This is a genomic window from Haloarcula sebkhae (assembly GCF_014647415.1).
Taxonomy (GTDB): Archaea; Halobacteriota; Halobacteria; order Halobacteriales; family Haloarculaceae; genus Haloarcula; species Haloarcula sebkhae.
Genome location: NZ_BMPD01000004.1, coordinates 160,565 through 187,553 on the forward strand (window position 1 = coordinate 160,565; position 26,989 = coordinate 187,553).

The 26,989-nt window shown below is 60.7% G+C and carries 24 protein-coding genes and 1 rRNA gene; 16 read left to right on the top strand and 9 right to left on the bottom strand.

Features of this window, described 5'->3' with window-relative positions; translation table 11 throughout:
* Positions 1-4 precede the first annotated feature (4 nt).
* A complete protein-coding gene (locus IEY38_RS13120) occupies positions 5-1,435 on the top strand; it encodes an APC family permease (RefSeq protein WP_188978452.1) in 1,431 nt (476 codons plus the stop codon).
* A 2-nt stretch (positions 1,436-1,437) separates the two neighbouring features.
* The gene (locus tag IEY38_RS13125; RefSeq protein ID WP_188978454.1) at positions 1,438-2,172 is read left to right on the top strand and encodes a universal stress protein; all 735 of its coding nucleotides are present in this window, start codon (positions 1,438-1,440) and stop codon (positions 2,170-2,172) included.
* A 63-nt stretch (positions 2,173-2,235) separates the two neighbouring features.
* On the opposite strand, the gene IEY38_RS13130 is transcribed toward IEY38_RS13125, so the two are convergent.
* Positions 2,236-3,852, bottom strand: coding sequence for a TCP-1/cpn60 chaperonin family protein (locus tag IEY38_RS13130; RefSeq protein WP_188978456.1), 1,617 nt, complete (start codon positions 3,850-3,852; stop codon positions 2,236-2,238).
* A 34-nt stretch (positions 3,853-3,886) separates the two neighbouring features.
* Positions 3,887-5,158, bottom strand: coding sequence for a formamidase (gene fmdA, locus IEY38_RS13135; protein ID WP_188978458.1), 1,272 nt, complete (start codon positions 5,156-5,158; stop codon positions 3,887-3,889).
* A 443-nt stretch (positions 5,159-5,601) separates the two neighbouring features.
* Here fmdA and IEY38_RS13140 point away from each other — a divergent pair, with 443 nt between their 5' ends.
* The 3 genes from IEY38_RS13140 to IEY38_RS13150 are packed head-to-tail and all read left to right on the top strand — an operon-like array spanning position 5,602 to position 7,464.
* Positions 5,602-6,279 carry an SCO family protein gene (locus IEY38_RS13140; protein WP_188978460.1) on the top strand — a complete coding sequence of 226 codons (678 nt, stop codon included), beginning with the start codon at positions 5,602-5,604 and terminating at the stop codon, positions 6,277-6,279.
* The gene (locus tag IEY38_RS13145) at positions 6,276-6,803 is read left to right on the top strand and encodes a TlpA family protein disulfide reductase (RefSeq protein WP_188978462.1); all 528 of its coding nucleotides are present in this window, start codon (positions 6,276-6,278) and stop codon (positions 6,801-6,803) included. Before IEY38_RS13140 ends, IEY38_RS13145 begins: the two co-directional genes overlap by 4 nt.
* A gap of 1 nt (position 6,804) precedes the next feature.
* Entirely contained in the window at positions 6,805-7,464 is a 660-nt protein-coding gene (locus IEY38_RS13150) for a cytochrome c biogenesis protein CcdA (protein WP_188978464.1), read from the top strand.
* Between the two features lie 189 nt (positions 7,465-7,653).
* Here IEY38_RS13150 and rrf read toward each other — a convergent pair.
* The 3 genes from rrf to IEY38_RS13165 all read right to left on the bottom strand — a co-directional run bounded on the left by rrf (position 7,654) and on the right by IEY38_RS13165 (position 10,181).
* A 5S ribosomal RNA gene (rrf, locus tag IEY38_RS13155) occupies positions 7,654-7,776 on the bottom strand.
* Positions 7,777-7,996: 220 nt separating this feature from the next.
* Complete coding sequence (locus IEY38_RS13160) at positions 7,997-8,614, bottom strand: nitroreductase family protein (RefSeq protein ID WP_188978466.1); 618 nt, start codon at positions 8,612-8,614, stop codon at positions 7,997-7,999.
* A 241-nt stretch (positions 8,615-8,855) separates the two neighbouring features.
* Positions 8,856-10,181, bottom strand: a complete 1,326-nt coding sequence (locus IEY38_RS13165) for a hypothetical protein (RefSeq protein ID WP_188978468.1) — start codon at positions 10,179-10,181, stop codon at positions 8,856-8,858.
* Positions 10,182-10,548: 367 nt separating this feature from the next.
* Between IEY38_RS13165 and IEY38_RS13170 the strand changes: the two genes are divergently transcribed.
* The 6 genes from IEY38_RS13170 (at position 10,549) to IEY38_RS13195 (ending at position 15,765) form a co-directional block, all read left to right on the top strand.
* The gene (locus IEY38_RS13170) at positions 10,549-11,298 is read left to right on the top strand and encodes an ABC transporter ATP-binding protein (protein ID WP_188978470.1); all 750 of its coding nucleotides are present in this window, start codon (positions 10,549-10,551) and stop codon (positions 11,296-11,298) included.
* A complete protein-coding gene (locus IEY38_RS13175) occupies positions 11,291-12,724 on the top strand; it encodes a hypothetical protein (protein ID WP_188978472.1) in 1,434 nt (477 codons plus the stop codon). The genes IEY38_RS13170 and IEY38_RS13175 overlap by 8 nt, the downstream gene beginning before the upstream one ends.
* A 168-nt stretch (positions 12,725-12,892) precedes the next feature.
* A complete protein-coding gene (locus IEY38_RS13180; protein ID WP_005533117.1) occupies positions 12,893-13,126 on the top strand; it encodes a DUF2249 domain-containing protein in 234 nt (77 codons plus the stop codon).
* A 102-nt stretch (positions 13,127-13,228) separates the two neighbouring features.
* Entirely contained in the window at positions 13,229-14,104 is an 876-nt protein-coding gene (locus tag IEY38_RS13185; RefSeq protein WP_188978474.1) for a hypothetical protein, read from the top strand.
* A 70-nt stretch (positions 14,105-14,174) separates the two neighbouring features.
* Positions 14,175-14,984: a hypothetical protein gene (locus IEY38_RS13190; RefSeq protein WP_188978476.1), complete on the top strand. Its 810-nt coding sequence runs from the start codon at positions 14,175-14,177 to the stop codon at positions 14,982-14,984.
* A gap of 229 nt (positions 14,985-15,213) precedes the next feature.
* Positions 15,214-15,765 (top strand): hypothetical protein, encoded by a 552-nt coding sequence (locus IEY38_RS13195; RefSeq protein WP_188978478.1) that lies wholly within the window; start codon positions 15,214-15,216, stop codon positions 15,763-15,765.
* A gap of 8 nt (positions 15,766-15,773) precedes the next feature.
* Here the strand turns inward: IEY38_RS13195 and IEY38_RS13200 are convergent, their stop codons facing one another.
* Positions 15,774-16,277 (bottom strand): GbsR/MarR family transcriptional regulator, encoded by a 504-nt coding sequence (locus tag IEY38_RS13200; RefSeq protein WP_188978480.1) that lies wholly within the window; start codon positions 16,275-16,277, stop codon positions 15,774-15,776.
* Between the two features lie 136 nt (positions 16,278-16,413).
* Between IEY38_RS13200 and IEY38_RS13205 the strand changes: the two genes are divergently transcribed.
* Both IEY38_RS13205 and IEY38_RS13210 read left to right on the top strand, forming a co-directional pair.
* Complete coding sequence (locus IEY38_RS13205; protein ID WP_005533108.1) at positions 16,414-16,767, top strand: ArsR/SmtB family transcription factor; 354 nt, start codon at positions 16,414-16,416, stop codon at positions 16,765-16,767.
* A 120-nt stretch (positions 16,768-16,887) separates the two neighbouring features.
* Entirely contained in the window at positions 16,888-17,763 is an 876-nt protein-coding gene (locus IEY38_RS13210; RefSeq protein WP_188978482.1) for a fructosamine kinase family protein, read from the top strand.
* A gap of 42 nt (positions 17,764-17,805) precedes the next feature.
* Here IEY38_RS13210 and IEY38_RS13215 read toward each other — a convergent pair whose 3' ends face one another.
* The 3 genes from IEY38_RS13215 to IEY38_RS13225 form a co-directional block, all read right to left on the bottom strand.
* Positions 17,806-19,185 carry a sugar porter family MFS transporter gene (locus IEY38_RS13215; protein WP_188978484.1) on the bottom strand — a complete coding sequence of 460 codons (1,380 nt, stop codon included), beginning with the start codon at positions 19,183-19,185 and terminating at the stop codon, positions 17,806-17,808.
* A 250-nt stretch (positions 19,186-19,435) separates the two neighbouring features.
* Positions 19,436-20,617 carry an ABC transporter substrate-binding protein gene (locus IEY38_RS13220; protein ID WP_188978486.1) on the bottom strand — a complete coding sequence of 394 codons (1,182 nt, stop codon included), beginning with the start codon at positions 20,615-20,617 and terminating at the stop codon, positions 19,436-19,438.
* Positions 20,614-21,654: an ABC transporter substrate-binding protein gene (locus IEY38_RS13225; protein WP_188978829.1), complete on the bottom strand. Its 1,041-nt coding sequence runs from the start codon at positions 21,652-21,654 to the stop codon at positions 20,614-20,616. Before IEY38_RS13225 ends, IEY38_RS13220 begins: the two co-directional genes overlap by 4 nt.
* Before the next feature lie 506 nt (positions 21,655-22,160).
* Here IEY38_RS13225 and IEY38_RS13230 point away from each other — a divergent pair.
* From IEY38_RS13230 to IEY38_RS13240, 3 genes are all read left to right on the top strand, one after another.
* Complete coding sequence (locus tag IEY38_RS13230) at positions 22,161-22,634, top strand: Lrp/AsnC family transcriptional regulator (protein WP_005533096.1); 474 nt, start codon at positions 22,161-22,163, stop codon at positions 22,632-22,634.
* Positions 22,635-23,062: 428 nt separating this feature from the next.
* On the top strand, positions 23,063-24,550 hold the full coding sequence (locus IEY38_RS13235; RefSeq protein WP_188978488.1) for a proton-conducting transporter transmembrane domain-containing protein: 1,488 nt from the start codon (positions 23,063-23,065) through the stop codon (positions 24,548-24,550).
* On the top strand, positions 24,540-26,945 hold the full coding sequence (locus tag IEY38_RS13240; RefSeq protein WP_188978490.1) for a DUF2309 domain-containing protein: 2,406 nt from the start codon (positions 24,540-24,542) through the stop codon (positions 26,943-26,945). Before IEY38_RS13235 ends, IEY38_RS13240 begins: the two co-directional genes overlap by 11 nt.
* The last annotated feature ends 44 nt before the right edge of the window (positions 26,946-26,989 follow it).

The following is a 26,989-nucleotide window of genomic DNA, read 5'->3' on the forward strand; positions in this document are numbered from 1 at the left end:
GCATATGGTTGACCAGCCTGTCGATGCCGACGCAGCGGGCGAGAACATCGCCGGTGAGGTACCTGCTGAGGAGCCGGAAGCCGTCACCGACGACGCAGTCGTCCACGACGACAACGTTGAACTGGAACGGACTATCGGGCTGGTCGGTGGGCTGGCAATCGGAATCGGGACGATGATTGGTGCCGGAATCTTCGTGTTTCCGGGGCTGGCGGCCGCCAACGCTGGGCTTGCAGCTACCCTTTCGTTCGCAATCGGCGGGCTGATCGCGTTGCTCGTGGCGCTTCCGACCTCCGAACTCGCGACGGCGATGCCACGGAGCGGTGGCGGGTACTATTTCATCTCACGGGGAATGGGGACGGCATATGGTGCGATCGTCGGTCTCGGGTTGTGGCTCGGGCTGATGTTCGCCTCGGCGTTCTATCTGGTCGGACTCGGCCACTACGCGAGCGCCGTGTTCGCTGAGCTAAACGTCGCGCTTCCGTTCAGTCCAGTCATCGGCATTGGGTTGCTGTTCGGGGCTGCACTGACGGCATTGAGTATCGGTGGCACAGAGAACACCGCGAAGATTCAGAACGTGGTGGTGGGGGTCCTCCTCGTCGTGCTCACGGGATTCCTTTCCTACGGTGTCCTCGACGCTGTGGGCGTCTTCGGCGGCGGCACCGTGCCGGAGCAGTTCTTTTCCAGGGGGTACTTTCGGGTTTTGACGACCGCTGCGCTCGTGTTCACGTCGTATCTGGGATTCGCCCAGGTCGCAACTGTCGCAGGTGAAATCAAACAGCCGGGTCGGAATCTTCCGCTGGCGATGGTCGGCTCGGTCCTGATTGTGACCGTTTTTTACGTCGTGACGATTTTCGTCGCGACCAGCGCCTTCGGCGCTGAACGTCTCGGGGAGTTCGGGGAGACAGCGATGGTCGAAGTCGCCCGTGAGTTCCTCGGGTTACCCGGGGCGGTCGCGATTCTGGGTGCCGGACTGTTGGCGACGTTTTCCAGCGCGAACGCGTCGATCCTCAGTGCTTCGCGGGCGGTGTACGCGTTGAGCCGTGATGCCTTGCTCCCCAGAAAGGCGAGCGAGGTCAACCTCCGGTACGGCACGCCACACATTGCGTTGCTCTCTGCTGGCGGCCCGATTCTCGTCCTCGTCGCCACTGGTCGGGTCGAACTCCTCGCCGAAGTCGCCTCGTTCCTCCACCTGATTATGTATGGGCTGATGTGTATCGCCCTGCTCGTGTTGCGCCGTCGCAATCCGGAGTGGTACTCACCCAGCTATCGAGTGCCGGGCTATCCGGTGGTCCCGGCCGTGGGCGCGCTCGCGAGTTTCGGCCTGATCGTCTTCATGCAGCCCGCGTCAATCGCTATTGGCGTCGTTGTCATGCTCGCCTCGTACCTCTGGTACCGTTATTACGCTGGGGACGTGACACTCAAGGGAGATATCTGAATATGACCGACCGTCTATCGATACTCGTTCCGATCCGCGTTCTTGAGGGAGAGTCGATCCCGGAGGGTGTCCCCGAACTGCTCGCCCATGCGCACGTTGTCCTGCTGGGGTATCACGTCATCCCGGAGCAGACTGCGGCCGGACAGGCGCGGATGCAGTTCGAGGATCGGGCCACGGAACGGCTCGATGAGTACGAGGAGATGTTCGAGGACGCCGGAGCCACCGTCGAACGGCGACTCGTGTTCACCCATAACGGCCAGAAGACCATCGACCGCATGATCGCCGAGCACGACTGCATGGCTGTCCTCGTTCCGAACGCTACGGGACCGGTCGAAGACGTACTGGTCCCAGTCCGTGGGGCTATCGGCGTTGACCGTCTTGCCCGCGTCGTCGCCAGTGTGTTCGGGAACATGGACGCCGACGTGACGTTATATCACGTTGCGGACGAAGACACAACGGACGACGATATCCAGACACTGCTTGGCGGAATGGCGGACCGGTTGGCGGAGTTCGGCATGGACCCGTCGACTATCGAGACACGGATCGACCGCGACCAGAACCCCCTTGACGCAATTGTCGACGTAGCAGACGCGTTTGACACGGTCGTGATGGGTGAAACCGACCCGTCGCTGGCGACGTTCGTGTTCGGAATGCCAGCCGATCAGGTCGCCAACCGGTTTCTCGGGCCGGTGTTCGTGGTCCAGCGGGAGCGCGCTGCAGCGGACGAAGACGAGTAACTCGCCCTCATTCAGTATTCGGTCGGCTGGATAGCTGTCTGTGTCTGCGCTCCTGTCATGCCCTCAGTGCCCCACTGCCCACGGATAGCCACCCGTCGCCGCGTGGGCGTGGTCGTGTTCAGCGTCAGTTCTGCGCTCGTCTGCACTAGTCCGCACGATGTCGTCGACCCGCAGGATCTGTGTCACAACAGCGACTGCCCGTTGCAGCGCACTCCTGAACACTGTGGCTGGTTCCAGAACACCCGCCGCAATCATATCTCGGGGATGGCCATCGGGGCCGACACCGACTGTCTCTGAACCAGCGTCGTGCCGCCGTTTTATCGTCGTCAGCGTGTTCAGTGAGTCCGCACCCGCGTTCGTGGCCAGTGTCCGTGGGATGGCTTCCAGCGCGGTCCCGAACCCATCGAACACGATCTGTGTCCGGTCCGGTATCCCACGGGACAGGGCGGCGATGTCCATCGCCAGTGCGGCCGGCACCGCACCGCCGCCCGGCAGGAACGCGCCGTCGTCGAGTGTGACACGAGTAACGTCGATACAGTCTGCTACGATTCGGCGGACCTCTTCTGCAACGTGTGGCGTGCCGCCACGGAGCAGCAGTGTTGCTCGTTGTTCCTCGGGGCAGCCCTGCAAGGTAAGCGTCTGTGTGGTCCCGACCGTCCGCTGTATGACCGATTCGACAGTGCCGGTGTCATCCACAGTCAGGTCGTCGACGGCCATCACTGGCGTGCTTCCTGTCGCCCGGGCGATGACATCGAACTCGTCCCGCCGGGTCCGCTCGACGGGGAGTACACCTCGTTGAGCGAGCGCGGTTCTGACCGCCTCGTCGATGGTTTTCTGGCAGAACAGGACGGTCGCACCTGACTGCACCACTTGCTCTACCAGCTCCGTTTTCCGGTCCTGTTCGTGGTTCTGAAACGCGTTCCGCTGTGTCGCGTCTTGTAGCTCCACCGATTCAATACTGGTCGGTTCCTCGATGCCGATTTCGGCGTCGACCATCGCGATAGCCGGCTCGTCGTGCGTTTGGATGCTTGGGTGACTGAGCGCTTCAAGAGATGTCGAAGAGGTTTCCAGATCGACTACCACCCCGTCGAGACAGACGGAGTCACGAAGTTCGCCGCCGGGGTAGGACTTGAGCGTAAGCCTCGATGTGTCGAAATCGACCGCCTGCAGCGCACTGAGGGTCAGTTCGGCGAACCGGTCGGTCGAAGCGTCGTCCCATCGTCCCGTGACGGCAGTCTTCGCAATCTGTGTCAGTCGGTCGTCGTGCCGGCTGTGCAGGCTACGTTCGTACTGCTCAAGTTGGTCAAGGGCGGCCTCGACAGCCCTGACGTAGCCATCGATGATTGTCGTCGGATGAAACCCGTCTGAACGAAGCGTTGCAGCCTCCTCAAGCAGCGCACCGACCAGCACAACTGCCGTCGTCGTCCCGTCCCCGACGGCACTGTCCTGTGCAGTCGCGGCCTGCTCGACCAGCCGCCCGACTGGATGCGTGATATCCATCCACTCTATGATACTCGACCCGTCGTTGGTGACGATGACCGTTCCGTTCTCGCCGACGACCATCTTGTCCAGCCCATTGGGCCCGAGCGTCGTTCGGATTGCGTCGGCGAGTTCGCCTGCGGCGGTGTGTGTGGTGTTCGGCTCGGCACTGCCGTCGTCAACAGTCGTCTCTCCCAACATTAGTGTCGACAGCCCGTGTTGTCTCTAGCCCTCATTACAGCGGGTCGTCAGTGACACAGAGGTCACCGCGGTCGGTGCTGTTGTGCTCGATCCCCTCTGGAGACGCATCGAAGTCGAACGCGCCAGTCGGGAGCGCCAGCGTCGAGCAGGCGTTTGGCACGTCCACGACGCCGCTCTGTCGCCCTTCAACCGGGACGGTACCGAGGATGTGCAGCGCCTGCTGGCCGGTGTAGCCGAACTGCTTGAGGTAATCGATAGCCTGGAGACAGGCCCGCCGATACGCGGTGTGGGAGTCGATGTACTTCTGCTCGCCGTCCTCAGTGACGGAGTAGCCACAGAAGGTGACGTAGTCTTCGAAGTTCGGTCCGCGGTGACCCGGCTCGAAGATCGGGTGGTCGACGCCGAATTTCTCTATCCCGTCTTTCACGAGGTCGAATTCGAGATCAACGTAGGCGGCCATCTCGATAGCGCCACAGAAGGATATCTCGCCGTCGCCCTGCGAGGCGTGGAAGTCACCGATGCCGAACTTCGCCCCCTCGACGTACACCGGGAAGTACACCGTCGACCCGATGGAGAGGTCCTTGATATCGTGGTTCCCGCCGTGTTCCCGGGGCGGAACGGTCCGGGCCGCGACCTCTGCTGCCTCCTCGGCCTCGTCGGGGTCCATCTCGCCCATGAGCGCACCGTCAGGCGTCGGTGGGTTCGCCACGGCTGGCTCTTCTTCCCCGGTCGGATGGTTCGGTATGGATTCCGGGTCCTCGGCGTGTTTGTCGATGAGTGCCTGTTCGCGCTCGTTCCATGCTTCCAGCAGTTCCTCGCTGGGCGCACACCCTGCAAGGCCAGGATGGATCTTCCCCTCGTACTCGACATCGGGAATGTGGCGCGAGGAGACCGTGTAGCCGTCGATGTCCCAGATGGATTTCGCTGCCTTGGGGAAGTGGTCGGTCAGGAACCCGCCGCCGTTTTGCTGGGAGAACGTGCCAGTGAACCCGAACTCCGAGCGGTCGTTGAGCGGCCCCATGTCGTGGAACTCGACTTTCAGGAGGTCACCCGGCTCGGCACCGTTGACGTGAACGGGCCCTGCGAGATAATGCACTTGCGAGAGATCCACGTCGCGGACCTCGTTGGCGTTGTCGTTATCGGTTATCTGTCCGCCAGTCCAGTCGAGCGCTTCCAGTCGCATGCTCTCGCCGGGGTCTGCTTCGACAACCGCCGGGATGTCCGGGTGCCACCGATTGAACGGGTTCGCACCCGGCTGTTCGTCTGGCGCGCTGTCGACATCTACCTCGAACTTCGTTTCTGGCATTACGACTACAGTATCGGATAGATTACACATAAGTGTTCGGACGGTTGACGTTTAGAAATTACAGTTTCAGCCGATAGTCAACAGTATTCAGATGGGTTTTTCCGTCATATAACCACATATATGCATAGATGAGGAGTATAAGTGTACGTGGGCGACAAGAAGATTCAATTTGATGTCCTATTAGTTTTGTTTATGATAGATGTGGATAGTCGCTGATTATAGATTATCTTGCTACGGTCTATCACGCATCATATTGCTGGTGCATGGGCCGATTGATCACGCAGAATCATCGGAACTCAGCTGGGTCGTGAAACCAGTCCCAAACTGGGAGCTCTGCAGCATTGATACACACTCACAGCCAGAGATTACACGAAAGTAGGCGAACGGCGGTTTACGAGAGTCACACCAGATTCTCCAAATATTCGAGGGCACAAGCACCGTGTATGCGCAGACGGACGGTTCTCAAATCGACCGGTGCGGTTGGAACAATTGTTGGAGTTGCCGGGTGTCTCGGTGGTGGTCGCTTCGGCGATTCGAATCCCGATGTTGTCCTCGAAGAGCCCGATCGGGAGTTCGAGAGCAGCGACGTTCCGTATCCTGCATGGGGTGAGCAGATTCCGGACGTGAGCGTCTCCACACCGACCGAATCACGCGAGGTTCGGTTGCGCGATATCGAAACGCCGGCCCTCCTCACGTTCTTCTACAGCCACTGCCAGACTGTGTGTCCTGTCCTCATCTCGACCCAGCGGAACATTCAGAGCCACGCACAGAACAACGGCTACGCCGATGCGGTCACGTTTTTCCCGATGACCTTCGACCCCGGCCGTGATACCGCAGACCGTCTCGGGGCGTATGCCGACGAGATGAACGTCGACGCCGATAGCGAGAACTGGCAGTTCCTTCGACCAGCGTCGAAGCAGCGGGCGAAGGAGGTCATACAGGACCAGTTTGGGGTAATGTTCCAGCGCACTGACCCCGAGGACATGGATATGTACATGTTCACGCACACAGCACTGACGCTACTGGTCAACGCCGATGGGTTCGTCGAGCGTGCCTACCGCTCGAAGTCGCCGGACGAAGAAACCATCATTGCTGACCTGAAGACGGTGAGAAACGCGTGAACCGCCGACAGGTCGTTGCGGCGATGGCCGGGCTCGGTCTCACTGGTGGGAGTCTCTGGGTTGCCCAGAACGGGCTGTCGGGTATCCAGCCCCGAGACACAGACCAGCTTCCGATTCGTGTTGAGACGCTTGATGCACGCGGCTCGTCGGCAGGCGAGACGGCCGTGCCGACGCCGGGCACTGTCACGGTCGTCGACCTGTTCGCCACGTGGTGTGCGCCCTGTGACGACCAGCTCGAGATACTCGATGCGATTCGGTCCGAGTACACGGACGTGTCGTTCGTCTCAGTGACGAACGAGCGGCCCAGCGAGACACTGACAAGGGCTGACATCAGCGAGTGGTGGAACCGCAATGGCGGTGCCTGGACTGTCGGCCTTGACCCCGGCAGCGAGTTGCTGGCGGCGTTCGGAGCCGACGGACTTCCGTACATCGCGATTGTCGACGAGAGCGGGACTGTCCAGTTCGGCCACAGCGGGCTTGCCGAAGACGAAACGCTTCGAGACGAACTCGACGCGCTGGTGTAAGATGGCTGGTGTTGCCGTCCTCGGGACACTCGCGTTCGCCGCGGGCGCTGGCATCACGACGTTTTTCGCTCCGTGTGCGTTCCCGCTTCTCCCGGGGTACATCGGATATTACCTGCGTGAAAGCGACGAGAATGTAGGGATGCTGCCACCGGCCACTGCCGCTGCTGGCGGAGCGCTTGTCGCGCTCACTCTCGTCGCTCTACTCGTCCTTGCACTCGGGCAACCACTAAAGAACGCTCTTCCGATGCTCGAACCAGTCATCGGGCTCGCTCTGGTCGTGTTCGGTGCCCTGATGCTCATGAACCGCGAGCCAGAACTTCGCGTCCCGCTGCCACAGCGACCGGCGTCAGTAACCGGATTCGGCGTGTTCGGTGCTGTGTACGCGGTCGCAGCAGCGGGCTGTGTCGTGCCGCTGTTCTTCGGCGTCGTCACTCAGGCGCTTGCACTGCCAGTCCACACAAGCGTTCTCGTCCTGACAGTGTACGCGCTCGGGGTAGCGCTTCCGCTTGTCGGTGTGACACTTCTCGCGGATGTTGGCATCGATCTCTGGCAAAACTTCGGCACGTACCTGCAACGGATACACCAGATCGCAGCCGTCGTGATGATCTTAGCTGGTGGTGGCCAGATCTACCTCGCGGTGTTCGAACTGGGCGTTGTGTAATTGTAATCGAGCGGCGGATGATTCCCCGCGAACGCTGCCTGTTCGTCGCTCCCAGCGTCGACGGCGACAGATCAACGATGTGGCTACGAACACTTCGATACAGAACAGTGACGCTGTCTGGGTGTGCGTGGTACCGACGCAAGCTACAGTGGGTCGCGTCGCTCATCGGCGCGTAGGAATAGGTATGAATGGTGGCGGCGAACCGCGTTTCCCAGAGGCTCGCGCACTCCAGTACTCCCCGGAACGCTGGTGGGCTTATCTTCCGTGTTCGGGATGGGTACGGGAGGCAACCCCACCGCTGTGGCCGCCTATACAATAATTCTCGTGGCCACACTTATAAGCGTAGCTACTTGGAGACAGGAACTACCTGGACACAGTTCAGCCGCTCAATAATACAGTATCGAAGCACGGAGGACGCGACTCGCTCCGGCGCTCTGTTCCGGAGTGGTAACATGCCGTCCGTGATCGGCGGTACCTAAGTGGTACCTACGTTCGTTGCGACCTATACGGCGTTCAGAACGAAGCTAGCCGCTCACTCAAACCGGCCGTTGAAGACGATTTCGTCTAGTGGCTTCCGACCACTCGGCTCTTCTCGCTCTTTGAGGTCGTCAGGTAGCGTCTCGGGGTCGGCGCGCTCACCGACGGCGACCATCGCCTCGGCGTCGAATTCATCTTCGGGGACGCCCAGAGTGTCGTGAATTCGGTCCCAGTCGAAGCCTGCCATCGGATGAACAGCCAGCTCGCGCCGAGCACCTTCGAGAGCGAGATTCTGCCACGCAGCGCCGGTATCGAAAGAGCGCGTCACGGCGGGTTCATCGTTGTGGTCGAGGGTAACCTTCGAGAAGACAGCGATGAGTGCGCCAGCGTCGCGTGCCCAGGAGCGGTTGGCTTCGTTCAGCAGACCGAGGAAGGCGTCCCACTCGTCGTCTTCGCGGGTGGCGTAGACAAACCGCCAGTGCTGATTATTGAACGCGGACGGGGCCCAGCGTGCGGCTTCAAACAACGAATGGAGGTCATCGTCAGCGAGCGAGTCACCAGTCATCGCACGCGGTGACCAGCGATTGACAAAGAGCGGGTCGACGTTGTGGACCGGGTCACGGTGTTCAGCAACTTCGTCGTCAAGATTGTGGCCGATATTCGCCTGCGACATTATATATCGTCGTTCGGTTCCCACGCTTATGTACTACTGGCAACATAAGTACAATCAGGTGACATCGATGTTATCTTCGGGTAATTATCAGGTGACATGGCATGAGATAGCACAGGTCTATACAGCCGAGTAAATCAGGGTGCGACCGCTGTCATATATCCCAAATTGACACATCAGAGTCAGTTTACCCGGATCAGAATCGAGGAGCGCGTTTGAATCCCGACTATACCCAGAGAGCTGATCAGCGACCAGACGAAGGGGCACCGAGCGAGACGCCGGCAAGGAAGATGGGCAGGCCGGCGACCGCAACAGCGGCAGCGCTGGCCGTTGCCACGGGAATGAATAGCACTCCCAGCCCAAACGGCGCAGGCAGTATCGGGAGGACCGGCAGCATCGACAGCACGAACCCGATAGCGGCCGTCCTCATCGCTAACCGACGGTTCCCGTGACCGACTGCGTACCCGGCCGGGAGAAGCACAAACGCGGGTCCAAGAACTAACAGCGTTGACACCGGGAACGTGAACCCACCTCCGACAACCATCGGCGCTGCCGCTATCGTCACTCCCAGCGCAATGCCTGCGCCGACTACTGCGCCGACGACGACCGTCCGATAGCTTGTGCGATCACGGACACGCCGCTGTGAAAGTGCGATTCCACAGACGAACAGTGCAGTGCCACCGCCGAACAGCGGCGCTGCTGTGCCACCCAGCCGTATAACGCCCGTCGTTCCGAGAAGCGACAGGGCAGCCGCCAGCGCGCCGACGACCGCGAAAACGATGCCTGCGGAGTCCCGGACTCGTTCTAGATCCCAATCGAGCCAGGCGACGCCCCCGGCAGCAGCGCCGATCAAGAGGGTAAACACCGCTGCGGGGAGGGTGATGTATGCGAGCGCCTTCATCGCCATCACGGGACCGAGCAGTGTTCCGACTGCGAGCAGACTCAACAGCGGCCCAACGGCCGTATCACGGGGGATGAACGTCACGATACGCCCGTCGTTGAGTTCGGTCAGCGTCATCCGCTGTCCGTCGTCTGAGAGGGTTGCGCCGTCGATGGAGCTTCCGACCCGCATTCCGTCGGGAGCAACGACGACAAGCCGGTCAGCACCGAGGCCATCGAGGTTTCGATAGCCATAGGCTTCAGTGAACTCGCCAGTCCGGACCGTCCCGCCGACGGACCGCTCGGCGAAGTCAGCCTCGCGGTAGCGCAGCGTTATGACGCCGTCGCCAGAAACGTTCGCGCTCAGGAGTTCGGTGTCCCACATCGCTCTGTCGGCGATGGCAGTCCGGAGGCTCTCGTTTGCCTGAAGGCGTGCAACCCCCTCTGAATTAGACAGACGATTGTGGACGACCCACGTCGCGCTTCCGTTGTTGTTGACGGCGACGGTTGCGTTGCTGTGGGTGACAGTGACCGATACACCGTGGGACTCGGCTGTCGATTCAAACGTCTCACCGCAGGCGTCACACAGCGGCCGCGGCGGCGGCGCTGCGCCAGCGGGCATGGCGATACAGAGGAGCGACGCACAGACCAGACAGAGGAGGGCAAGGTGGTGGAGTCGATGCGGGGCCATGTCACATGTCTATCCTGTCATGTGTTAATAGATATCGATTACTCAAACAACGATTATACAAACACGAACAGCACATGACACTTCGGCCGATACATCTCTGACAAGTATACCGCTCAATACATATCGCGTCCGCTATACCGGCCGTATTCAACTTTCGGGGGCGTCGGTGTGGGCGCCGGGCGGCAGGCATGTCATTCCCATCCGGTCGCTCAGGTCGTCTCGATCGCAAAGCCAGCCAAACAGGTGCTTGTTCAACCGTTTCCCGTGTGCAGTGGACAATCCACGAAACGACTCTTGGACTATCTGGAATGTTCTTACCCAGTATAACAACTTATATCGACAGAACCACCATAGGAGGCAGAACGCCGTGACAGCAATCGAGATCGAGTCGCTCCGGAAGTCGTACGGTGACGTGACCGCGATAGCGGACCTCTCGCTCAACATCGACGATGGTGAGTTTTACGGACTGCTCGGGCCGAACGGGGCCGGCAAGACCACGACGATGGAGATTCTCACTGGGCAACTCAGTCCGGACAGTGGACAGGCAGCGGTACTCGGTGTCGACCCGGCAACGCAGCCAACAGCGGTCCGCGAACGAGCGGGGATTCTCCCCGAAAAGGAGTCACCGCCGAGTTTTATGACACCGCGCGAGTACTTCGACTTCGTCGGTGCGATCCGAGATATGCCCGACGACGCGGTAACAGCGCAGACCGAGTCATGGGCCGACCGTCTCGGCTTTACTGAGAAGCTCGACACACTGTCCTCGGACCTCTCGCGGGGCCAACAGCAGAAAGTGATGATCGCCGGCGCGTTCTTCCACGAGCCTGCTGTCGTGTTCATCGACGAACCGCTGGCGAATCTCGACCCGATCGTGCAGGAGCGGGTCAAGCGCTTCCTGCGCTCGTACCGGGACGCCGGCAACACGATCGTCGTCACTACGCACGACGTAGATGTCGCTGCCGAACTCTGTTCGCGGGTCGGCATCATGTACGGCGGCGACCTCGTCGCCGACGTCCGTCCGGCGGAACTCGATGCCGATGTAACGCTCCTCGACGTGTTTCTGGACAACGTCGACGCAACAGTGGACCAGGGAGCTAAACCGCTGACACATGAGTGACGGACGAGCGCGCAGGGTGTTTGTCGAGATGCTCCGTGAGGAGTGGCGACTCCACAGCCGGCTCTTCCGCGGCAGTCACTTCTCCCTGTTTCCGGTATTCATCTGTCTGCTCGTTGGTGGCGCAGCTAAACTTCTTGCTGTTACCGGGACCGAGACAAAAACCGTATTCGCCGGTCTCCACGCACTGGTGTTCGTCTTCGGGCTCCACACGGGGTCGATCGGCTTTGTGGGACGGGATGCCCTCCGGAACCTCCTCGGTGACGTGACGCTGTTGGTGTTCTCTGCTCGCACACTCCCGCTATCGCAGAACACGCTGCTGGGACTGTTCGTCATCAAGGACAGTGTCTACTACGCAGTGCTGTTTCTGCTGCCTATCTCTCTGGGAACGGTACTTGCAGTCCGAGATGCCGCCGGACCCCTCCTCGTCGCCGAGACTGTCTCCCTTCTGTGGACGACCCTGGCACTGACGTTCGTCTTCGGGATGGGAACGACGATTGCGGCCCTCGGTCTTGCTGGCCGCGGCGTTCCCGGATTGGCGCTACTCGCGGCCCCGCTTGTCGCAGTCGGTGCAGCACTGGCAAGTGGTGTCGATATCGTCTCTTACACCCCGTACGGCCTGTTTCTCGCCCAGACGCCCCTCCGGGTCGGCACGACAGTTACCGGTATCTTCGCCGTCTTTCTGCTGGGTGCAACTACTTTTGATGCGACCGCGCCCCGCCCTGCCCGAACGGTCGAACCGGCTTTTCGCCGCTGGTGGCGACGGATCGGTGACCCGGTTGCGACGAAGAGCCTGCTCGACATTCACCGGAGCGCAGGCGGGTTCGGGAAAGTCCTCTTCTCGGCGGCGGTGCTGTTCGGTGTCACCGCCGCGCTGGTCGATTTCGCCGGCCAGATCACGGGTGTGCAGCCGTCGACTGGTATCTCATTCGGTGCGATTCTCGGGCTCTCGGGATTTACGACCTACAACTGGCTCACCCAATCTGACGACGTAAACCTGTATTTCGCCCACCCACTCTCTGTGAAAGCCGTTTTCGCGGGGAAGTTCCGGGCGTTCCTCCTGCTCGGCCCGCTGGTCGGACTCGCGTTCTACGCACTCGCACTCGTCTGGCGTGGCGGGTCGTTCGCCGATGCTGTCGTCGGGGCCGTCCTACTCGTCGGCGTCGCCTGCTACATCTTCGGCACCACCGTGTACCTCACCGGCCTCTCGCCGAACGAGTTCCTCTTCGACACGGCCCTGTTCGCTGTTTTCGGCGCGGCAATGGTCCTCCCACTGGTTCCGATCCTCATCGCCGGGTTCGCCATCTCACCGCTTTCCGGGACCCTGCTTGCCGCGCTCGGTGGGTCTGGTGGCGTCTTGGGCGCTGTCGGTGTCGGCCTTTACCGTCGGTCGTTACCGAAGTGGTCGACGCGGTACCACCAGGCGTGAACTGCAACGACAGTCGTCTGTGACGACGAACAGAACACAGCCTACCGAAATGTATCGGTAACGCGGTCGACGTGACCGAATACGGGCCCCGTGGTATCACTATCGCTGTCCTGCCCTGAATATATTCGCACAAAGGCTCTCCACGGTAGCGAGCGATCGATAGAGCGCATGGCAGAACAGCAACTCGATCTTCGAGAGATTCCACCGCCGAAGCGACACCCGAAGATCTTCGATGCGTTCGAGGAACTGGACAGCGGAGAGGCACTGACGATAGTCAACGACCACGAACCGACGCCGCTCTATCACCAGATGGCCGCGGAGCGACAATCGTTCGACGCCGAGGGCTACACTGTCGACCGCATCGGTCCGAACGAGTTCATCGCGACCCTTCCGAAGAAGTAGCCTGCGACCGAGGTAAAAAGCCGGCTACGCCGATTGAGTGAGGGTAGTCATTGCGTAGCCGGCGCGACAAAGCACTTACAAAGCGATGTAGAATCGACCTCTATGGTCGCTGCCCGTCCTACCCGCGATCAGGTTCCGGCCCTGTTGTTAATACTGGCCGGCATCGGCATCGTGTTGTTCGCTGGCATCCAGATCTATGACTACTCCCGGACTCAGCACACGTACTCCATCTCCGAACCTGACCGCGATATCTACCGGTACGGGGAACTCTCAGATGGTGGTCAGGAGTTGGTCAGGACAGCACACAATACCTCCGGTGAAGCCGCAGTTTCCGGGGCGGAACTAGACGCAGCCACGGAGTTCCGTCCCGATTCTGGCCCGACCATCGTTGCGGTCGATGGAACGTATTACTGTATTGATGCAGACCGCAGCCCTAGGGACGACGGGGGGACTGTGACTGGCGACAGGGGCTGTGAGAACCTCCTCTTCGGCACTGGTCCCGTCGTCCACGACTTCGAGTCGCTGTCGCCACAGGCTCAGGACGTGGTATCGCAGACACTTGCTGACTCCGACCACGAGGTCGCAATCTATGGTGACTCACCGCCGGAGTTCGAGGGCGGCTCCGATGCCCCGTCGCTCAACGAGGGCATCTACTACATCCAGTACCAGGGGGAGTACTATCAACTCGATGTCGTTAGCAGGGGCGGTCTGGGCGTCGCGTTCCTGATACAGTTTCTGTTGTTCGCTGGCTTTGTTGGACTGTGTCTTGCGGTTGTCGGCGCAGTCAGTTTCTCCCGTCGACAGGTGTGGGTTCCGACGGTCCTGCTCGTCGGGCTGGCTCTGGTCCTCGGTCTGTTCGCTACCCGGAACGCCGACCTGCTGCCGCTTGAGTTCGTCCTCTTCGACCTCGCCATCGACTTCGTCATCATCGTCGGGGGACTTGTCGTCGTCTGGGTAGCGTATACCCGGCTGCGATAATCCGAACGATCATCAGTGATCGCACCGCGGTTTCCGAATAGCTTTTATTTGTCAGTATTGGGACTGGGATATGGACCGTCGGACTGCGAGGCTACTGAACGGTGTGCTGGCGCTATGCTGTCTCGCGCTCGTCTTCACCGCTGTGTATCCGTTCACCACTGTTGACACCCACTCGAAGAACCCGGTCGACGAGCGATTCACGGTGCCGGAATCCGACGAATATCGGGCGACTGGAGCGATTCTCGCAGATAGTGAGACAGCGCTCGAATTCGAAGGCGCTGTGACTGCTGACGGCGGGCGCTACCTGTTCATTAACGAAGGGGCTGTCCGAACCGAGCAGTTTCAGGCGTCGCCGGGTGACCCGGTCTACAGACGTATCGTTGTCGAGGATGGCGGCAGTACCGACCGCCGACGAGAGTGGATTCAGAGCGATACTGAGCGGGAACTCCTCCGGGAAAGTCGGACTGACGACGCTGTTACGTTCATTGTCAAGCAGGACGCAACCGATCTGGCGGATGATGTCTCGGGAGCAGCGTCGGTCATCGTCAGGAGCCTGTACGTTCTCGGGTACAAGCAGGAAGCGGATACCACTCAGGGAGCGACCGTTTACGAGCCGAAAAACGGCTGGTACGAGGGAGTGGAACCGTACCATATCAATGGGGCCACGGGGAAAGTACGATCAATTGGCGACACGACTGACGTTCGATCCGCGACAGTTACGTGGGACCAGACGAGACCAGCGGGGACGTATGCAGAACTTGCTCTGGTCAGACTGACAGGAGATGCGCCGAAAACATACGATCTCTCCTTCGAGTTCGAATCGGGCGAGACGACAGTGAGTCGGCCGTCGTGGGTCACCGACAACCGTACTGAAGCGTAGCGGACAGTCACAAGACGCGTCGTAGCGAAGGGCTCCTGTGTACGATTTGTACGGAGGCGTCAGCCCTCGGCGAACCGTACAAGAATGAAGACTAAGCGCTATAGAGACTGAGGCTGCAGGCAGTAAAGTAGAACACTGATGTCGGCTTCCCCCTCCACGGGCTGAAAGTGTCACGTCTGCCGTGTGTATGGTCGGTTTTTATTTCTCTCCCTGTGAACGCTTGGACAGAATGGCATCCTACGACGCGTTTGACCCCGCCGTCGAAATCAACGGGCAAACGGTACTCACGATAGTCGAGGCGGCGATGGGGAAGTTCTCAGACGAGTACCGGGAACGGGCGCTAGCAGCGCTCGCTGCGGAGGGGATCACCGAACCGGCGGCTGACGAGTGGTACCCACAGCAGGCCTGGCTGAACGCGTTCGAGACGATTGCCGATGACCTGCAACCGCACGTCCTCGACCGGCTGGGCGAACAGATCCCGAGCGTCGCGGACTGGCTGAACGACTTTGAGACTGTTCCGGAGGGGCTCCAGTCGATAGACGAGGCCTACCAGCGCAATCACCGTGGCGGGGACATCGGGCAGTACCGCTTTGAATCCGTGGCGGAGCGGACTGGCGAGGTGACGTGTGAAAATCCGTATCCGTGCCCGTTCGACCGTGGCCTCATCCGTGGGGTTGCCCAGCAGTACGCACCGGTTGACGCGTTCGTTTTTATCGAGGAGACGGGCGATACGTGTCGGCGGAACGGGGACGATGCGTGTACCTACACCGTCTACTGGTAACGCGGTGACTACTGTTCGTAGGTCTCAAGCGCCTCGCGGAGTTCGGCAGCCGAGTACTCCGACGCGAGCTGTACGATCTCTTCTAGGTCTTCGTACGTCTCTCGGAGGTTCTGAATGGGCTCTTGCTCGCGAGCATCTGGGGGTACCTGCTCTTCCGCTCGGCGGATGGTCCGGAGCGTCGTCTGGACTTCCCGCTGGATGTATTGCTGGAACACGTCCTGCAGGATGAACCAGACCTCGCGTTCGGCCTCAAACTGGACGCGTCTGCCACCGCCTGCAGACGACCTGCGGTGGATGAGTCCGATTCGCGATAGCGTCCGTGTGACGTTACTCACCGTCGATTTCGCGTAGCCAGTTTCTTCGACGAGTTCCGGGATGGAGAGGGTCCCCGATGCGAAGTACAGCACGCCGTAGATGCGCCCGGCACTTCGGCTGAGGCCGTACACCTCGGCCGATTGCTCCATCGATTCGATGACGCGCTCGCGTGCAACCGCGCTGTCATCATCACTCATGCATCCGAACTGGCTGCCCTGTTTGCCGCGTGTCCTGCTGTGTCATATCTTCGGCTATTGCTTCCGTAAGTATTAAATTGTTTGATTGGTTTGTTCGGATTGAGCCGAACAAACAGAAGCGAAATCCCTACAACCCATGGCAAGCGTCTTCCCCCATCACCCGCCGGTTGACTATGCACCCCGTGAACAGACGAACGTCGTAGTCAACGGTACCGAACCGACTGACGTCCTTCAGATTCTCTCGTCAGAGGCCGCTCAGGAGATACTGGGGGCGGTCAGGAACGAACCGCGGACCGCATCGGATATCGCCGACGCAGTGGACCGCTCGCTCCAGAGCGTCTCCTATCACCTCGACCGCCTCTGTGACGCTGACCTTATCGAACCCGCCGAAACGTGGTACTCGGAGAAGGGAACGGAGATGACAGTGTATGCCCTCGCCACGGAACGACTCGTCGTGCAGTTCGGTGACAGCACTGACCGGTCCGTGTAGTGTCACAGCTGTTTCGACCACTGCTGTAATTGGGGTTTGCAGACCGGATCGGATGGCTTTGTTTTCGCTGCCGAGGGAGCAGACAAACAGATCTATTGGACCTCCTTCCATACGCCGAATATGGACGAGGGGACGGGCGCGGACCAGATGCCGGCGACAGCGCTACAGCGGGTTTCGAGCGTACTGGACGCCGACGCTCAAAGCGCAATGACACTCGACGGCGGGGAAGTCGGGTCGGTCCACCGCGTGTCGTTCCGCGACCACCCTGACGTGGCGGTGAAAGTCGACGACTCACCGCTCGGAATCGAGGCGGCAATGCTTCAGTATCTCGACCGTGACACGCCCCTCCCCGTTCCGGACGTCCTCCACATCGAACCGGAACTGCTCGTGCTGTCGTTTATTCGCGGGGACGGCCGATTCGACGAGCGGGCCGAACGCGACCTCGCGCGCCACGTCGCGGCTCTCCACGACATCTCGGCCGACGCGTTCGGCTTTCCGTTCGATACCCTCTCGGGCCCGTTCAGTCAGTCGAACCCGTGGACTGAGTCGTGGATCGACTTCTTCCGCGAACGACGGCTACTCCCGTTCGCAACGGCTGCACGGAACGATGGAACCTTGCCAGCTACCGAGTTCGATCGAGTACAGCGACTGGCGGAAACGCTCGATACTCGTCTCGTCGAACCGACCACGCCGTCGTTGCTGCACGGCGATATCCACCCCGGAAACGCTGTCGTGGCTGACGGAACCGTTCGGGCCGTCCTCGATCCAGCGATATATTTCGGCCACGCTGAAGTTGACCTTGCGTACGTCGACCGGCTGGACTCGATCGGTGACGCATTTTTCGATGAATACCGTCGTCACCGCGATATCCCTGAGGGGTACTTCGGGGAACGGCGCGACGTGTATGTCGCTTTCCACGCGCTTGAGAACGTCCGGTTTTTCGGCGAAGACGGACTCCCGAGACTCGATAGCGCGTTGGACCGTCTCGGGGTGTAAACAGCGAAAGCGGTGGATTCGCCCGCCGTTCCGATGGCCGGATCAGTCAGCCAACGAGATGTTCTGCCGGAGGTCGTCTTCGATTGCCTCCAGCGTCCGGCCCTTGGTCTCGGGGACGTAGCGGTAGACAAACAACAGCCCTACTAGGCTACAGAGGCCGAACAGCCAGAACGTCGCAGAGGTTCCGACGCCGTCAGTCAGAACGGGGAACGTCAGCGACACGAGGAGATTCGCACCCCAGTTGGCGACGGTGACGACACCCATCGCCGACCCCCGAACGGAAAGCGGGTATATCTCTGAGATCAGGAGCCAGAAGACCGGGCCGAGACCGATCGCGAAGAAGGACACGAACAGCATCAGACTGATCGTGGCGATAATGCCGAGGCCCCCGCCGAGACCGGGAAGGTAGAACACAGTACCGAGGACGGCGAGCGTCGCGACCATCCCCCCGACACCGACGAGGAGCAGTCGGCGACGACCGACACGGTCGACGAGCATGATCGCTACGATGGTCATCACTACGTTGATCGTCCCGATACCGACTGTCGCAAGGATCGAGGCCACACTTCCGAGCCCGGTGGATTCGAGAATCGTCGGGGCGTAGTAAATGACTGCGTTGATACCGGTGATCTGCTGGAACACGGCGAGTCCGAGCCCGACCACGAGCGCTGGGCGGAGCCACGGAGCCAGCAGGTCCCGGACACCGGCTTCGGACTGTGTCTCGACGGTCTCCTCGATCTCGTCGAGTTCCTGCTCGACGCCACTGGATCGCGTCCGCTTGAGGACGGCTCTGGCCTCGTCTTTCCGCCCGTGCTCGAAGAGCCAGCGTGGGCTCTCGGGCATCTTCAGAATGCCGATGGCGAGGACGACGGCCGGGACCATCCCGGCACCGAGCATCCAGCGCCACGCACCCGCGTCGGCGAACGCGTAGTTGACGAAATACGAGAGTAGAATTCCGGTGGTCACCATGAGCTGATTGAGCGAGGTAAGCCCGCCGCGAATGTGCGGCGGCGCGATCTCGGAGATGTACAGCGGGCCGACAATCGACGCGAAGCCGATGGCGACGCCGTCGATAAGCCGACCAGCGACGAGGACGGGGACGGTCGGCGCGACGGCCATCGTGAACGATCCGACGAAGAACACGATGGCCGCGATGAGGATGAGGCGACGGCGACCGAGGCGGTCGGCCAACTGGCCGCCGACGGCCGCACCGGCTGCGGCCCCGGCCATCGCGCCACTGACGATGATCCCCTCGACGAGCGGCGACATGACGAACGAGTCCTGGATGAACAGGAACGCGCCCGAGATGATCCCGGTGTCGAACCCGAATAGCAGTCCGTTCAGCGCGGCTAACGCGGAGACGACGTAGACGAACCGGTCGCCGTCACCGCGGAGGACGTTTCGTATGGTGGCTGTGGACATCTATGTAAAATTGACTCGAATCTGTGTAAAAGTCTTTCCAAGTCTTTTCGCATGACAGCGGAGCCACTGAGAAATACCTGTGGCAGGCTGTGTTGGAAAATGGTGCACTCAGCCACTGGTCTTGTCCACTACGATTCCCGTCCGCTGCCGCCCGGATATCCGTTGAGTGATCCGATGAGAGTGAGTGTCCCGCTACTTCTGACTATGTTTCACCGCGTCGGTCGCTCGCACGTCGCACTACCTGAATCAGTCACTCGAAATCACCCGTGACGATATTGGCGATTTGCTGTCGGTCGAAGAGTTCGGTGTCGGAGGTCACGTCGCCGAAGATATCGGGATAAAGCTGTTGAGCCGCCCGTTCGGTCAAAAAGAAATTGTGAATCGGACCCTGGCGGAGGTAGCCACCGCGATACACGCGTCCGTTCTGTACCGCGGTCAGTTGACTGCCGACGGTGTGGTCCTGCATGAACTGCAGGACGGTCTCCCGGAACTCGGTCGCAGATTTTCGCTCGTGGCCGCGGACGAGGATAACGTCTGGATCGACCGATAGAAGCGTCTCGTAGTCGTACTCGCCCCGGTTGGTCGTACTGAGGTTCTCGATGTCGGTGCCGGCAAGCGCATCAGTAACGCCGAGGTCACGCCACTGCTTCTTACTCGTGCCGTTGTCGTTCAGTCGATAGGGCGAGAACGACTCTGGTTCGTCGGTGCCCTCGAACGTAAGGAGGACGTTCGGACGCTCCTCAGTTGGCGGGAGCTGACTCTGCAGGTCCGCGATGTATTCGTCGTGTAACTGTTTGAACGCCTCGTACCGGGCCTGTTCTTGGAAGACCTCCGCGACCTTCTCGAAGGCTTGATACAGCGTGTAATACCGGTAGTTGTGCCATTCATCGGAGCGACGGAAGATCAGATTCCCGACGAACGGAGCGACGTTTTCGGCGATCTCGTCGACGTCCGACTGTGACCAGTCGAACCAGTTGACGAGCATCTGTGGGTCGTAGAGGTGCACGTCGCTGTCGAGTTCGTAAAACTCCTCTTTCGTCCGGACTTCCGGGTTCGCGTCAATCGTCTCTTGGTCGACGGAAACACCGGGAAGCTCATCGTAGATGTACGTGTAGTAGCGGTCCGCTCCGCCGATACCTGTGAGGCCATCGGCCTGCCCGAGGGCCACGCCCATATCAGCGTAGGCACCACCGTAGGGGAGCCATCGCTCGGGAACTGTCTGGAACGTAACGTCGCCCACCGGCTCCATGGTGACGGTGTATGAGTTAATCTCAGTCGGCGTTGTGGTCTCTGTTGACTCAGTCGCGGTAGAGTCCGTGGCGGAATTGCTCGAACACCCGGCAAGTAAACTGCCGCCCGCAATTATCCCAGCACCCCTGATATAGTCCCTACGTGTCGGCCATTCACGCGGCGTCTTCTCGGCGTCAGTCACTGTCCTGCACCCGTGATTATGTCAGCGACCCGCTGGCGGTCGAACAGCTGTTCCTCGGCGGGGATTTCGGGGTACGGGTCACCGTCGACGTAGCCCGGCCACTCGCCGAACTGGTCGGGGTACAGCTGTTTCGCGGTCATCTCCGTCTGGAACAGGTTTAGAACCGGACCCTGTCGACGCGCACCTTGTGCGTATATCCGCCCCTCTTGCACAGCGGTGATCTCTCTCGTCACCTCGTCGTTCTCCAATTGCGACCGAATATCGGCGAGATTGTGCGACCCCGCCATCGGGCCGAGAACGAGCAGCACGTCCGGATCGGCTTCGAGAAGCAGTTCGGTGTCGAGCGTGATGTTCCGTCCGTCGTCACCGTACCCGTCACCGACAGCATCAGCTAGTGCATCGGTAGCACCCAGCGGGCGGGTGTGGGCAGCGTAGTATCCCGGGTGGTTCATTTTATACCCCCAAATTTTCTCGTCGGATGTGGAGAACAGGACCAAGGCCGCGCTCGGCCGCTCACGTTCCGACGGAAGGCCCGCGCTAATAGTTCCCATCATCGATTCGCGGATCGATGTGAGTGCCTCGTATCGGTCGCTCTCGCGAAACACCTGCGCGATCTTTCCGAAGATTTCCCAGAGCGTCTGGTATTCGTACGCATCGGCCCAGCCTGCTGGCGGCTTCTGGTGAGTGCCGCTGAGAGTGTTCCCGAACCACGGGCCAACGTTCGAGCGTATCTCTTGGAGGCTACTGTCGTCCCATCCCTCAGCTGTGGCAACCTTCGCAGGGTCCGCTATATGGATATCGCTATCGAGTTCGTACAGTTTCTCCTTTGACGGTGGCCACGAAGAGTACAGCCCCTCCCAGTGGATCGAGACTCCCTCAAGTCGGTGGAGGAACTTCCGATACAGCGATTGGTGGTATTCGGGCGCGTGCATCGCGTTGATCGCGTCCCCTCGACCGAGCGCGACCAGCATGTCCACGTGGTGACCCAGTATCGTGAACACATCCAGGGGAACTGATTCGAACTCGACAGTTCCCATGGGCGACATTGTAACCGCGTATCCGTCGCCAGCCGCCGTCGGTTCAGCCTTTGAGGCTGATCGCCCTCCTGTGCCCGTCTGGGTCGGAACTGATTCTGAACCGGACTGGTCTCCACAGCCCGCTAGCAAGCCGCCACCCACCACCACGCCGCTATACTTCACGTAGTCACGTCTTGTCGGAGCCTCGTGGTTCGTGTCATCTCTCGACATAAATGTTAGGCCAGCCTAAAAATATATAACTGCTTCGGAATTTAGGCCCACCTGAAAATAGAACTCTCCGAGAGACATCGCCCAGTCACCGCAACTGCTAGTCGTTCAGTGAGACTCCATACTAACACTGATTCTAAACATCACGATATCAGTGCCGCCCTTTTGAATCAGCCCTGAGCCATCGGTTGACAGTTGTGTCGAAAGCGACCGCCCCCTCCTTGCCACTGGGAACAGCCACAATAGCGGTATCGGGGGAACGTACAACAGTAAAGTGTCCTTGCTGTGGACACACTAGTATGGCTGACGAGGAAATCGACGACGTGGACAGGGCAATTCTGTACGCATTACAGGAGGATGCTCGAAACATGTCGTCCGGGGACATTGCAGAGCGAACCGATACGTCCGACAGTACCGTCCGCAAGCGCATCAATCATCTCGAGTCTAGCGAGGTCATCAAAGGCTACAGTGCTGATGTCGACTATCAGCAGGCGGGCTATCCGCTCCGAATGCTGCTCTACTGCACTGCATCGATCCCCGAGCGAGGCGATCTGATCCCCGAAATCCTCGATATCGACGGTGTGGTATCAGTTCAGGAACTGGTCACCGGCGAGGAGAACCTCCTCGTGACGGCCGTCGGTGAATCGGATAGCGATATCACCCCCGTCGCGCAGGCACTTCTCGATATGGGCTTGACGGTGGCCGATGAAGTACTCGTCCGGAGCCACGAAACGACACCTTTCGGTAAGTTCGATTCCGGGAACGAGAGTTAGCTGAGGACGGGCTGCTGACGCAGGATCGTGTCCCGGACACCTGCGTTCCCAGGGACGACACGGCCGGCCAAGTCGTCGAAGTGACTGCCTCGGTTTCCATACGGATCTGATTTTCGAGCGGCTTCATCGAACGGGCTGGTAATATCGCCCCCGCTCAGCACGCGACGACTCTCTGATAGCCCACTGTGTGTGCGTGTGATCAGGGACTCGCCGTCGACGGATTTTGTCGATAGAGGCCACGAAGCCCCCGCAAATCACTCTGAAAGTAAGTTCCCACAGAGAGACAGCTAAAAAACATAATGTTCTATAATATACTATTTCGGGAACAAATTGGTAGTATAGAAGGATTTAATAACCAGTCCGTTCGCACTAGGGGTGAAGACAACCAGAACCGGTCAATCACTCTCCGTGATTGGTCACGAACAACGATGTCAGGACACAACTCAGCAAAGACGGTTGGATCACTCCCGGACACGACGGCTGACTCGCCGCTCGTGCCCGTCGCACTCACATGGCTCGTGTGGTCGATGTTTGCCGCGAGCATTGCTGTGCTTGCTGTCCGGGTCCGAACCGGGTTCGTCTGGGAGATACCCGGCGCGGTTGCCATTGATGGGCTGACCGTCCTGATGTGGGTGGTCGTTACCTTCTTCAGCGGTATCGTTCACAGTTACTCGCGCCGCTATCTGGCTGGCAGTCGCCTCAAAACGCCCTTTTTCGCCACCGTGTTCGGCTTCACCGTGGTCGTGATGGGGCTGGTCGCGGCTGACCATCTCGCCCTGTTCGGGGCGCTGTGGCTCGCGATGGGGCTACTGATGGCGAAACTCATCGGTATCGTCCGCGGGTGGGACCAGGCACAGGCGGCCGCGACGGTCGCTCGCAAGTACTTCATCGCCAGTAGCACGCTTCTCGGTGTCGCGCTGACGGCACTGTGGTGGGCGACCGGTGCGACAACGGTTTCCGGAATTACGGCGGCCGCCGACTCACTCGGTGGCCCGGTGTGGCTGGTCGCCGCAGGCGCACTCGTGCTCGCGGCGATGATTCAGTCCGCTCTGGTCCCGTTCCACGGCTGGCTCCTCTCCTCGATGACTGCCCCGACGCCTGCTTCGGCACTGATGCATGCCGGGTTCGTCAACGCTGGCGGCATTCTGCTGACTCGTTTCGCGCCAGTCATCACCGTCGACCCCGCGCTCATGCTCGCAATCGTCGGCGTCGGTGGTGCCAGCGCCATCGGCGGAAAACTCCTGAAATCGGTTCAGACGGACATCAAGGGCAAACTCGGCTGTTCGACGGTCGGCCAGATGGGGTTCATGATCATGCAGGCCGGCCTCGGCTTCTTCGGGGCTGCTATCACCCACCTCATCCTGCACGGCTTCTACAAGGCCTACCAGTTCCTCAGTGCCGGCGGACAGGTCGAACACACGAACCCGAGCGATGAAACACCACACACGATCGGAACGACGGCGAGCATCGTTGGCGTCGTCGTTACCCTGCTGACCGGGCTCGCCGGCGGCGCGGTGTTTGCAGTGTTGACTGGGAAGGGAACACATATCGACAGCGGGCTTCTGCTGATCTTCTTCGTGGTGTTCACGACGCTCCATGCGGCCCGCAACGCCGTCCAGCAGACCTCGCTTCCGACGGCGGCCCGCTACGGGGCTGTCCCGGTGGTCTTCTTCCCGGCCATCGTCGTTTACGCGGCTGTTTACACCGGAGTCTCAGGGCTCATGCCTGTTAGCCCGGCAACGACCGAACTGACCCTGCTCCACGGCATTATCGCCGTCGTTTTCGTCGGCATCTACATCGGTATCGAGACCGGAATCCACGAGCGTAGCCAGCGTCTCTACGTGGCGTTGCTGAACGCCGGCCAGCCGGCAGCCGACACTGTGTTGACCACGACGGAGGACTACAATGAGTACTGAATCCACTATCCACGACAGTATCGACACCGCAGCCACCACTGTCGGTTCCATCTGGCCCATCCACTCGTTCGTGACGGCTAACCCCCTCGCGGCGTTCGAGGACCAGCCGTTCAGTGAAGCGGTCACACAGGCGGCCGATCTGCTGGGCGGCCGTGGCTACCCCAGCGCAGAGACGTTCCGTGCAGCGCTGGAGCGCGGCCAGATAGACCCGGAGATTCTCGACGCGGAACTCTCCGAGGCCGGTTACGAGAACGACCCCGAGACGCTGCTTGACCGGATGGGCGAAGTGACCGATGCCCCGGACAGCGATCCCGACACCGCCACGGACCGCGTCGACCAGGTACTGACGAAGTGGCTGTCGGCGTTCCTCGACGAAGGGAGCGCCCACTGGTCGATGCCGAACCGCGAGGCGGGGTTCTACACCGCCTTCCGCGGCGTGGCTGCACACGACGGCGAGATTCCCGACGAGGGAGTCATCACCGACCTACCGGAGACGCCGACTGAGACCATCGAGACAGTGCTTGCGTCGTACCCGGAGAGCCAGTGGGTGCCCATCTTCGAGGAGCAACTGGCCGCCCTCCCGGGCTGGACTGGACTCATCAAACAGCGTGCCGACGACGAGGGCGCGTGGCAGTCGGCGCACCCGATTTCGCTGGAGGGGTACCTCGCGGCGCGGCTGGCCCTGTTAGATGCCGTCGATGCCGACATCGATCCCTCGAACGACAGCATCGACCTGGACCCGGCTGTCGAACTCGCCGGAGCGTTCCTGCGTGCCTGGGAAGCGAGCTACCGCGGCGACCTCGTCGAGACTATCGCTGCGGAGAGCCGGTCACACGCTGATGGCGACAGCTCGGGACGCCCGGACGCCCAGCTGGTCTTCTGTATCGACACCCGCTCGGAGATCATCCGCCGTCACATCGAGACCGCGGGCGACTACGAGACCCACGGGTACGCCGGCTTTTTCGGGATTCCGATGGAGTACCAGGGCTACGACACGGACGTGTCGGTCGACGCTTGCCCGCCGATTCTCGACCCCCAGCACCACATCACCGACGTTCCGACCGTTGACGATACCCGCGAGAGCCACGACCGCTTATGGAGCATTCGTGAGACCGCCGACGAAATTATCGAGACGCTGGAGGCCAACGCCGCCACGGCCTACGGCTTCGTCGAGACTGCCGGGAGCGGGTACGGCCTCGCGCTCGCGGCCCGCACACTTGTCCCCGGACGCGTGCGTGATCTATTTAACGCAGCTGACAGTTCGGCACCCGACGAACACGAGTTCTGTGAGCCGCTCGTCCACCACCAGCACACCTATACCGGAGACTTGCCCGTCGGGCTGACGACCGACGAGAAGGTCGAGTACGCCGCGACCGCCTTCGACCTGATGGGTTGGGAGACGTTCAGTCGCCTCGTCGTCTTCGCTGGCCACGCCAGTGAGACAACCAACAACCCCTACGATTCGAGTCTGGACTGTGGTGCCTGTGCCGGCAACCCCGGCGGCCCGAACGCCCGCGTGTTGGCGGCGATTTGCAACGACACTGAGGTCAGGGCCGCGCTCCGCGACCGCGGTTTCGAAATCCCCGACGACACCGTCTTCCTTGCCGGCGAACACAACACGACGACCGACGAAGTGGAACTGTACGACAGTGACGTGCCCGAGAGCCACGCCGCCGACCTCGACCAGTTACGCGCTGACCTCGCCACCGCCCGCGAGAACGCGACTGCCGAGCGTGCCGAATCGATGGGAGGCGACGCGTCGTCGGGGGTCAGCGAAACGGAACGCCGCGCCGCCGATTGGGCTGAGACCCGCCCCGAATGGGGCCTGGCTGGCAACGCTGGCTTCGTTATCGGCCCCCGTGAACTGACGAGCGGTGTCGACCTCGACGGTCGCGCCTTCCTCCACTCGTACGACTGGTCGACCGATCCCGACGGTGAGGCCCTGGAAGCAATACTTACCGGACCGATGGTCGTCACGCAGTGGATCAACACCCAGTACTACTTCTCGATGGTCGACAACGCTGTCTACGGCAGCGGCTCAAAGGTGACACACAACCCCGTCGGCAACGTGGGCGTTTACCAGGGCAACGGTGGGGACCTGATGACTGGCCTCCCGCTGCAGTCGCTCATGGCTGCCGACGACGATCCGTACCACCAGCCGCTCCGCCTCTCGACGGTCATCCACGCGCCGGTCGACCGCGTCAACGACGTTCTCGCCGATCATCCGGAGCTGGCGAACCTACTCGACAACAACTGGCTCTCTCTCACAGTCATCGACCCTACGCAAGACCACAGCACCTTGGAGTACGAGCATGACTTGGAGTGGTCGCCTGCGTCTGAGTTGTCCGAAACCGACCTCGCGGACCCGACCGCTCCTGCGGTCTCTGACGACTAAGCTGGTCCGAGCAGGCGGTATTCGGAACGCTGGAGGCCGGTAGT

What these genes read in the sequence shown, in the direction of transcription:
- IEY38_RS13120 (WP_188978452.1), top strand. Translation starts at nt 5, where the DNA reads ATGGTTGACCAGCCTGTCGATGCCGACGCAGCGGGCGAGAACATCGCC.
- IEY38_RS13125 (WP_188978454.1), top strand. Translation starts at nt 1,438, where the DNA reads ATGACCGACCGTCTATCGATACTCGTTCCGATCCGCGTTCTTGAGGGA.
- IEY38_RS13130 (WP_188978456.1), bottom strand. Translation starts at nt 3,852, where the DNA reads ATGTTGGGAGAGACGACTGTTGACGACGGCAGTGCCGAGCCGAACACC.
- fmdA (WP_188978458.1), bottom strand. Translation starts at nt 5,158, where the DNA reads ATGCCAGAAACGAAGTTCGAGGTAGATGTCGACAGCGCGCCAGACGAA.
- IEY38_RS13140 (WP_188978460.1), top strand. Translation starts at nt 5,602, where the DNA reads ATGCGCAGACGGACGGTTCTCAAATCGACCGGTGCGGTTGGAACAATT.
- IEY38_RS13150 (WP_188978464.1), top strand. Translation starts at nt 6,805, where the DNA reads ATGGCTGGTGTTGCCGTCCTCGGGACACTCGCGTTCGCCGCGGGCGCT.
- IEY38_RS13160 (WP_188978466.1), bottom strand. Translation starts at nt 8,614, where the DNA reads ATGTCGCAGGCGAATATCGGCCACAATCTTGACGACGAAGTTGCTGAA.
- IEY38_RS13165 (WP_188978468.1), bottom strand. Translation starts at nt 10,181, where the DNA reads ATGGCCCCGCATCGACTCCACCACCTTGCCCTCCTCTGTCTGGTCTGT.
- IEY38_RS13175 (WP_188978472.1), top strand. Translation starts at nt 11,291, where the DNA reads ATGAGTGACGGACGAGCGCGCAGGGTGTTTGTCGAGATGCTCCGTGAG.
- IEY38_RS13180 (WP_005533117.1), top strand. Translation starts at nt 12,893, where the DNA reads ATGGCAGAACAGCAACTCGATCTTCGAGAGATTCCACCGCCGAAGCGA.
- IEY38_RS13185 (WP_188978474.1), top strand. Translation starts at nt 13,229, where the DNA reads ATGGTCGCTGCCCGTCCTACCCGCGATCAGGTTCCGGCCCTGTTGTTA.
- IEY38_RS13190 (WP_188978476.1), top strand. Translation starts at nt 14,175, where the DNA reads ATGGACCGTCGGACTGCGAGGCTACTGAACGGTGTGCTGGCGCTATGC.
- IEY38_RS13195 (WP_188978478.1), top strand. Translation starts at nt 15,214, where the DNA reads ATGGCATCCTACGACGCGTTTGACCCCGCCGTCGAAATCAACGGGCAA.
- IEY38_RS13200 (WP_188978480.1), bottom strand. Translation starts at nt 16,277, where the DNA reads ATGAGTGATGATGACAGCGCGGTTGCACGCGAGCGCGTCATCGAATCG.
- IEY38_RS13205 (WP_005533108.1), top strand. Translation starts at nt 16,414, where the DNA reads ATGGCAAGCGTCTTCCCCCATCACCCGCCGGTTGACTATGCACCCCGT.
- IEY38_RS13210 (WP_188978482.1), top strand. Translation starts at nt 16,888, where the DNA reads ATGGACGAGGGGACGGGCGCGGACCAGATGCCGGCGACAGCGCTACAG.
- IEY38_RS13215 (WP_188978484.1), bottom strand. Translation starts at nt 19,185, where the DNA reads ATGTCCACAGCCACCATACGAAACGTCCTCCGCGGTGACGGCGACCGG.
- IEY38_RS13225 (WP_188978829.1), bottom strand. Translation starts at nt 21,654, where the DNA reads ATGGGAACTGTCGAGTTCGAATCAGTTCCCCTGGATGTGTTCACGATA.
- IEY38_RS13230 (WP_005533096.1), top strand. Translation starts at nt 22,161, where the DNA reads ATGGCTGACGAGGAAATCGACGACGTGGACAGGGCAATTCTGTACGCA.
- IEY38_RS13235 (WP_188978488.1), top strand. Translation starts at nt 23,063, where the DNA reads ATGTCAGGACACAACTCAGCAAAGACGGTTGGATCACTCCCGGACACG.
- IEY38_RS13240 (WP_188978490.1), top strand. Translation starts at nt 24,540, where the DNA reads ATGAGTACTGAATCCACTATCCACGACAGTATCGACACCGCAGCCACC.